Source organism: Kitasatospora sp. NPDC051914 (genome assembly GCF_040680995.1).
Taxonomy (GTDB): domain Bacteria; phylum Actinomycetota; class Actinomycetes; order Streptomycetales; family Streptomycetaceae; genus Kitasatospora.
Genome location: NZ_JBFAXX010000135.1, coordinates 1 through 6,766, shown reverse-complemented (window position 1 = coordinate 6,766; position 6,766 = coordinate 1). Strand labels below are relative to the sequence as shown.

Here is a 6,766-nt window from a genome sequence, read left to right as displayed (position 1 = left end):
AAAGCCCCGCTGGCCTGGACTTCCGTCCAGTCAGCGGGGCTCCGACATTCCTGTCGGGACGACAGGATTTGAACCTGCGACCCCTTGACCCCCAGTCAAGTGCGCTACCAAGCTGCGCCACGTCCCGTGGTCTTGCTGCCTCGACTCTCCGACCTTGATCGGTGATCTTCGGCTTCTTGACCTTGCCCCCGGTCTCCCGGCGACGTGGAAAACAATACAGCACGTGGAGGGGTGCTCGCTGCCAGGTTTCGGGTGGCGTGGCCGGGGGGTGTCGGGGCTGGTCAGGGGGTGGGCCGGCGGGAGTCGTAGCGGAGGAAGGCGGGGCGGCGGGCGGCCAGGAGGAGGACTGCGGCGACGCAGGCCAGTCCGCCGGTGACCACGGAGACGGTGACGGAGGAGGTGAGGGCGGCGACGGTGCCGGATTCGAAGTCGCCGAGGCGGGGGCCGCCGGCGACCACGACGATGAAGATGCCCTGGAGGCGGCCCCGCATGTCGTCGGGGGCGGCCACCTGCATGATCGTGTTGCGGAAGATCATGCTGATGGTGTCGGCGCAGCCGGCCGCCGCCAGCAGCGCCAGCCCGAGCCACAGATCGCGGACGACCCCGAAGGCCGCGATGGCGAGCCCCCATGCGGCCACGGCGGCGAGAACGGCCGCACCGTGCCGGTGCACCCGCCCGATCCACCCGGAGAACAGCGCCCCCGCCAGTGCCCCCACGGCCGGTGCGGCGACGAGCAGGCCGACCGTCCCGGCGCCGCCGCCGTAGAAGCCGACGGCGATGGCGGGGAAGAGCGCCCGCGGCAGGCCGAAGATCATGGCAGCGAGGTCAGCGAGGAAGCTGGTGCGCAGGTTGGGCCGGGTGGCGAGAAACCGCAGCCCGTCGAGCACGGACGCCCGCCCCTTCCGTTCGGCACCGTCGCCGCCCTCGCTCTGCGGCTTCATCGAGGGCAGCCGCCACATCGCGTAGAGCGTGGCACTGAAGGCCACCGCGTCGACGAGGTAGGCGGCCTGGGCCCCGTACGCGCCGATGAGGACGCCGCCGAGCATGGGGCCGACGGTCATGCCGAGGTTCATGCTGACGGTGTTGAGGGCGTTGGCTGCGGGCAGCTGTTCGCGCGGGACAAGCCGCGGGATCATCGACGACCGGGCCGGTGAGGAGAGGGCGAAGAAGGCTGCTTGGAGCGCGACGGCCGCGTAGAGCAGGGCGACGGCGTGCAGGCCGAGCAGGGCCTGGGCGGCGAGCAGGACGGAGACGGCGGCGAGGCCGGCGGAGCCGATCAGTCCGAGTCGGCGGCGGTCGACGGTGTCGGCGATGGCGCCGCCCCACAGGCCGAAGGTGACCAGCGGGACGAGCGAGAAGAGGCCGACCAGGCCGGTGGCGAAGTTGGAGCGGGTGACGTCGTAAACCTGCACGGCGACGGCCACGGCGGTCATCTGCTGGCCCACGGAGGAGACGGTCTGGCCGAACCAGACCCGCCGGTAATCAGGGTGGTCGCGCAGCGGTCCGATGTCGGCGAGGGCCCCGCGGGCGAGCCGCCGCAGCCGACTCGGGCCCGCGCCACCTCCCGCCGGCGGAACAGCATCAGCAGAAACGGCAGGGGCGGGCGGCTGATCGGTCGACATGGTCAACCATGTTCGGCCACGACGTTTTGGCCCCTTCTCCCGGGGCTGCCGCTACGGTGGCCCGCGTGCTGTCCTCGGATCGCGAAATTGTCAGCCCCGTCGACCTCTGCCTGCCGGACGGCAGGGTCGACCCGGCGGCCGTCGGCTGGTCACGCCGCCCGCTGCACCGCGCCAATCTGCGCGGCTGGGGCCGCACCAAGCGCTGGGAGTACTGGTGCGTCACCGGCCGCACCCACCTGGTGGCGCTGACGGTGAGCGATCTGGACCTCCTGGCGTTGCACGCCGTCCACGTCCTCCGCTGGGACGAGGACGGCCGCCGGCCCTGGGAGCTGGAGCGCACCGCCCTCGTGCCCTTCGGCCGCGGCGTCCGCCTCCCGGAGCGGATCGCCGGCGCCCGGGAGGACGGCTCCGACGACGTGGTGGCCGGACCCGAACGGCCGACGGAGGGCCGGAGCCGGACCCCGGGCCGGTTCCCGATCCCGGGCCCGGTCCCGGTCCGGGTCCGGGTAGAGATCCTCGGTGAGGTGGGCGGCACCCGGCTGCGGGCCCGCTGCGCCACGCGGGACGGGCTTCCCGGTGGAGGTCGACGTGTTCGCGGCGCTGCCGGACGGCCACGAGACGCTGGGCGTGGTGGTGCCCTGGAGCGAGCGGCGTTTCCAGTACACGTCCAAGCACACCGCCCGCCCGGCCACCGGCACGCTGCGGATCGGCGACGAGGTGCTGGCCTTCGGGGCGGCGAATGCGGCGAACAGGACGAACGCGGCGGGCGAGGGGAACGACGCCTGGGCGGTGCTGGACCACGGCCGGGGCCGCTGGCCGCGCTCGGTGCACTGGAACTGGGGCGCCGCCTCGGGCCGTACCGACGGCTGCGCGCTGGGACTGCAGTTCGGCGGCCGCTGGACGGTCGGCACCGGCACCACCGAGAACGCGCTCTGTGTGGACGGCCGCCTCTCCCGGATCGGCGAGGAGCTCACCTGGTCGTACGACCTCGCCGAGCCGCTCGCGCCGTGGACGGTCCGCACCCCGGGCTCGGACCGGGTCGACCTGGTCTTCACCCCGTTCCACGACCGCCGGGTCCGCACCGAGGCGGGCGTGCTCGCCAACCGCACCGACCAGTGCTTCGGGCACTACAGCGGCCGGGTGCGCACCGACGACGGCCGCCGGATCGCGGTGGACGGCCTGCTCGGCTGGGCGGAGGACGTCCGGATGCGCTGGTGAACCACCGCCGCAGCGCGAAGCACGCACCGCGACGAAGCACGCACCGCGGCGCAGCACCCCGGAGCCCCCGACGGCGCCAGCCCTCAGAAGCCGTGCGGTTCGGCCGTCACCACGTGCCGCTCCCCCGCCTCGACGGCGACGGGCAGCCGGTTCCCGGGTGGCGGGAACGGGCAGATGAAGTGGTCGGCGAAGGCGCACGGCGGCAGGTGGGCCCGGTTGAGGTCGAGCACCGTCCTGCCCTCGGCGTCCGGCGCGGGCAGTGTGACGAAGCGGAAGCGGTACGTCTCGTGCCCGCTGGTGGCGTCGGCGATCACCCCGCTCAGCCGGTTGCCGGCCCGGCTGACCGTGAGGGCGTACTGCTCCCCGCACAGCGTGAACGCGATCTGCCCGGTGACGGCGAGCGGCCGCTCCCGCCCGTCCGCGTTGGGGACGGTGAGCGCCCGCTCGCCGCTCTCGAACGGCGTGAACACGGCCGGCACGGCCCAGTCCGGTGCGTACGGGTAGACATCGATGCCGACGAAGGCAGTGCGGGCGGGGGCGGCCGGGTCGAAGACCCGAAGGGCGAGTTCGCCCTCCCGCTCGATCGGGACGAGCCGCAGCCCGCCGAGGGTGGCCCGCTCCGGGGCCGGGTCGGTGTCGGGCCGCAGTGCCACCTCCCCGTCCAGGGCGCCGGCCGTGTCCCCGGATTCGAGCCGGATGCCGTACTCGGTCTTGGCGTTGAGCCGGATCAGCCCGTCGGTGGCCCACCACTCCCCGGGCAGTCCGGGGATCTGCTCCGGCTCCGGGCCGAGCCAGTACGTGCCGGTGAGGGCGAGTGGCCCGTGCGGGGCGCTGACGGCGGCGGCGCGGGCCTCGGTCCAGCGCTGCCAGGATTCCGCGGCGGTCTCTGCGGCGGTCATCGGCGGTCCTTCCTGAGCGGTGCCTGAGCGGTGGCGGAACGGATCTGCAATGGCTCACGGGCGGGCTGCGCCCACCGGGTCAGCGCGCGGTGAGCGGCCGGAACAGGCCCTCCTGGACGACGGACACCACGAGCCGGCCGCTGCGGTCGAAGATCTCGCCGCGGGCGAGCCCGCGGGCGCCGTGCGCGATCGGCGACTCCTGCTGGTAGAGCAGCCAGTCGTCGGCGCGGAACGGCTGGTGGAACCACATCGCGTGGTCCAGCGAGGCCATGTCGAAGTTCCGCTCGCCCCACAGCGGTTCGACGGGGGCGCGGACGGCGTCGAGCAGTGTCATGTCGCTGGCGTAGGTGAGGGCGCAGACGTGGATCAGCGGGTCGTCGGGCAGCGCGCCGTTGGTGCGGAGCCAGACGCCGCTGCGCGCCTGGACGTCGGCGAGCTCCTCCTTCTTCCAGCGCAGCCGGTCGACGTAGCGGATGTCGAACGGCTGGCGGCGGCTGATGAAGGGCGGCAGCTCGCCGAGCCGGGAGCCGACCTCGTCCAGGGCGCTGGGGAGTTCCTCGGGGGCGGGCACGTCCGGCATGGCGGTCTGGTGCTCGATGCCGCCCTGCTCGGGGCGGTGGAAGTCGGCGGTCAGCGCGAAGATCGACCGGCCCTGCTGGATGGCGAGGACGCGGCGGGTGGTGAAGGAGCGGCCGTCGCGGATGCGGTCGACCTGGTAGACGATCGGCACGCCGGGCACGCCGGGGCGGAGGAAGTACGCGTGGAGGGAGTGCACCGGCCGGTCGCCGTCGACGGTCCGCCCCGCGGCGACCAGGGCCTGTCCGGCCACCTGCCCGCCGAAGGTCCGCTGGAGGGCCTCCTCCGGGCTGCGTCCCCGGAAGATGTTGAGCTCGATCTGTTCCAGGTCGAGCAGGTCGACGAGCTGGTCGACGGGCGTACCCATGGTTGTGTGTCCTCTCCCGGCCGCCGGACGCCGGCCCCGGGATCTCCGGTCCGGCGCCGCCCCGGCGCCCTACGTCTACCGAGAAGTCTCCTCCGTTCCGGGGAATTCCCGCTGCCCGGGGCGCCGGCCGCCGCGCGCGCCCCGTGATCCGTGAAGCGCCCCGATCCGTGAAGCGACCCGATCCGTGGAGCGACCCGCCGGGCCGGACACGGCGTGCCGGCCCGGGAGCGGGCCCCGTCAGTCCAGACCGGACTGCCGGACGGTGATGTTCAGCCGCCCGACCAGGCCGAGCGCCGGGTCGGCGGTGCCGGGCAGGGTGCGCACCACGCCGTGGTAGGCGAAGCGGGCGGGGCCGCCGAAGACGAACAGGTCGCCGCTGCGCAGTTCCACGTCCGTCCAGGGCCGGGTGCGGGTCTCGGTGTTGCCGAGCCGGAAGATGCAGCTGTCGCCGAGCGAGAGGGACACCACGGGTGCGTCGATGCGCTCGTCCCTGTCCTTGTGCAGGCCCATCTTCGCGCCGTGCGGGTAGTGGTTGACGACGCCGATGTCGGGCTCGTACCCGGCGGCGCCGGCGATCTCCGCCAGCCCGTCGGGTCCGTACGCGGCGGTCAGCGCGCGCCGGGCCAGCTCGCCGAGTTCGGGCGGGAAGGGCTTCACGGGTTCGCCGTCGCCGTCGACGACCGTGCGGGCGTAGCCGTACGGGTACCAGTGCCAGCCGAGGCTGACGGTGCGGACGGACATCAGGCCGCCGGTGGGCATCCGGACGGTGTGCATGCCGGCGGGCGGGCGGGCCCAGGCGCGGCAGGCCTCGACGAGTTCGCGCTGCTCGGCGGTGTCCAGCCAGTCGGGGAGGTGGACGGCGCCGGGGGCCGGTTCGGCGGGCTCACGCGGGAAGAACGGGAGGGGGTCGCCGGTCATGGGTCCATCCTCCCAGCTGCGGTCGGCCGTCCGGGCGGACGCCGGGAAGCGGGGCCGGCCGGAAGGGTCCGGACCCGCCGTACGGCCGGCGGGACCGACGTGCGGCGGCCGGGTGCGCGGCCCACGCTGGACGGGGAGCCGACCCCGCCCCGCCCCGCCGCGGCGCGCCCGTTCGCGCCGCTCCGCGCCCGAAGGAGCCGGCATGAGCAGGCTGGACTTCGCCGTCGTCGACCTTCCCGAGTCGTCCCTGCACAAGACGGCGGTGGTGGTCGTCGGCGCGCACGCGACGATGCTGGTGGACACCGGGTTCACCCGTTCGGACGGGCGTCGGCTGGCACAGCTCCTGCGGGGGGTCGACCGGCCGCTCACCACGGTGGTGATCAGTCACGGCGACCCGGACTTCTACTTCGGCACCGAGGAGGTGCACAACGCCTTCCCGGACGCGAAGTTCCTGGCCCATCCGCTGGTGATCGAGCACATCGCGGAGACCTACCCGGTCAAGCTGTCGACGTGGGCGCAGCTCGGGAGCGAGCTGCCGACCCGGCCGCCGCGGCTGCAGCCGCTGGACGGGGACGTGATCGAGTTCGAGGGGTACCGGTTCGAGGTGCGCGGCTTCCAACCGAAGCTGCCGGACCGGCACTTCCTGTGGGAGCACCGCACCCGGGTGATGCTCGGCGGTGTGGCGCTCTTCCAGGGGCTGCACGCCTGGACGGCGGACACCCCGGAGCCGGGCCAACGGGCCGCCTGGATCGACCTGTTGGACGCCATGGAGGCGCTGGATCCGCTGATGGTGGTGGCCGGGCACCGGATGCCGGGGGTCACCCCGGACGTCGGGGCGGTCACCTTCACCCGCGACTACCTCAAGGCGTTCGAGCGGGAGGTCGGCAAGGCCGGGGACGCGGCCGAGGCGGAGGAGGCGCTGGTGCGGCTCTACCCGGATGCCGGGCTGAAGCTGGCCGTCCGGCTGGGTACCCAGGTGGCGAAGGGCGAACTGGCCCTGGACTGAGTTCCGGGCCCACGGCCCCGGGGCCGGAGACGCGAACGCCCGTCGGCCGCCCCCCCGCCCGGGGGGGCGGGGGGGGGGCCGCCGGGGGGGGGCGCCCGGGCGGCCGCGGACCCCCCCGGCGGGCCCCGGGGGTGCGGAGGGTGCGGAGGGTGTGCCAGCC

General features: G+C 74.2%; 5 protein-coding genes, 1 tRNA gene and 1 pseudogene. 2 read left to right on the top strand and 5 right to left on the bottom strand.

What is annotated here, in order from left to right; translation table 11 throughout:
* Window positions 1-53: 53 nt before the first annotated feature.
* Window positions 54-127 (bottom strand) — tRNA-Pro (locus AB0M03_RS39060).
* A gap of 154 nt (window positions 128-281) precedes the next feature.
* A complete protein-coding gene (locus AB0M03_RS39055; protein ID WP_363501400.1) occupies window positions 282-1,622 on the bottom strand; it encodes an MFS transporter in 1,341 nt (446 codons plus the stop codon).
* Window positions 1,623-1,687: 65 nt separating this feature from the next.
* On the opposite strand from AB0M03_RS39055, the pseudogene AB0M03_RS39050 reads away from it, so the two are divergent.
* A pseudogene (locus AB0M03_RS39050) lies at window positions 1,688-2,840 on the top strand (DUF2804 domain-containing protein).
* Between the two features lie 83 nt (window positions 2,841-2,923).
* On the opposite strand, the gene AB0M03_RS39045 reads toward AB0M03_RS39050, so the two are convergent.
* From AB0M03_RS39045 to AB0M03_RS39035, 3 genes are all read right to left on the bottom strand, one after another.
* A complete protein-coding gene (locus AB0M03_RS39045; protein WP_363501397.1) occupies window positions 2,924-3,739 on the bottom strand; it encodes a DUF1684 domain-containing protein in 816 nt (271 codons plus the stop codon).
* A 79-nt stretch (window positions 3,740-3,818) separates the two neighbouring features.
* Complete coding sequence (gene tesB / locus AB0M03_RS39040) at window positions 3,819-4,682, bottom strand: acyl-CoA thioesterase II (protein WP_363501394.1); 864 nt, start codon at window positions 4,680-4,682, stop codon at window positions 3,819-3,821.
* Between the two features lie 237 nt (window positions 4,683-4,919).
* Complete coding sequence (locus AB0M03_RS39035; protein ID WP_363501391.1) at window positions 4,920-5,600, bottom strand: alpha-ketoglutarate-dependent dioxygenase AlkB; 681 nt, start codon at window positions 5,598-5,600, stop codon at window positions 4,920-4,922.
* Window positions 5,601-5,802: 202 nt separating this feature from the next.
* Here AB0M03_RS39035 and AB0M03_RS39030 point away from each other — a divergent pair, with 202 nt between their 5' ends.
* Window positions 5,803-6,606 carry an MBL fold metallo-hydrolase gene (locus tag AB0M03_RS39030; RefSeq protein WP_363501388.1) on the top strand — a complete coding sequence of 268 codons (804 nt, stop codon included), beginning with the start codon at window positions 5,803-5,805 and terminating at the stop codon, window positions 6,604-6,606.
* Window positions 6,607-6,766 lie beyond the last annotated feature (160 nt).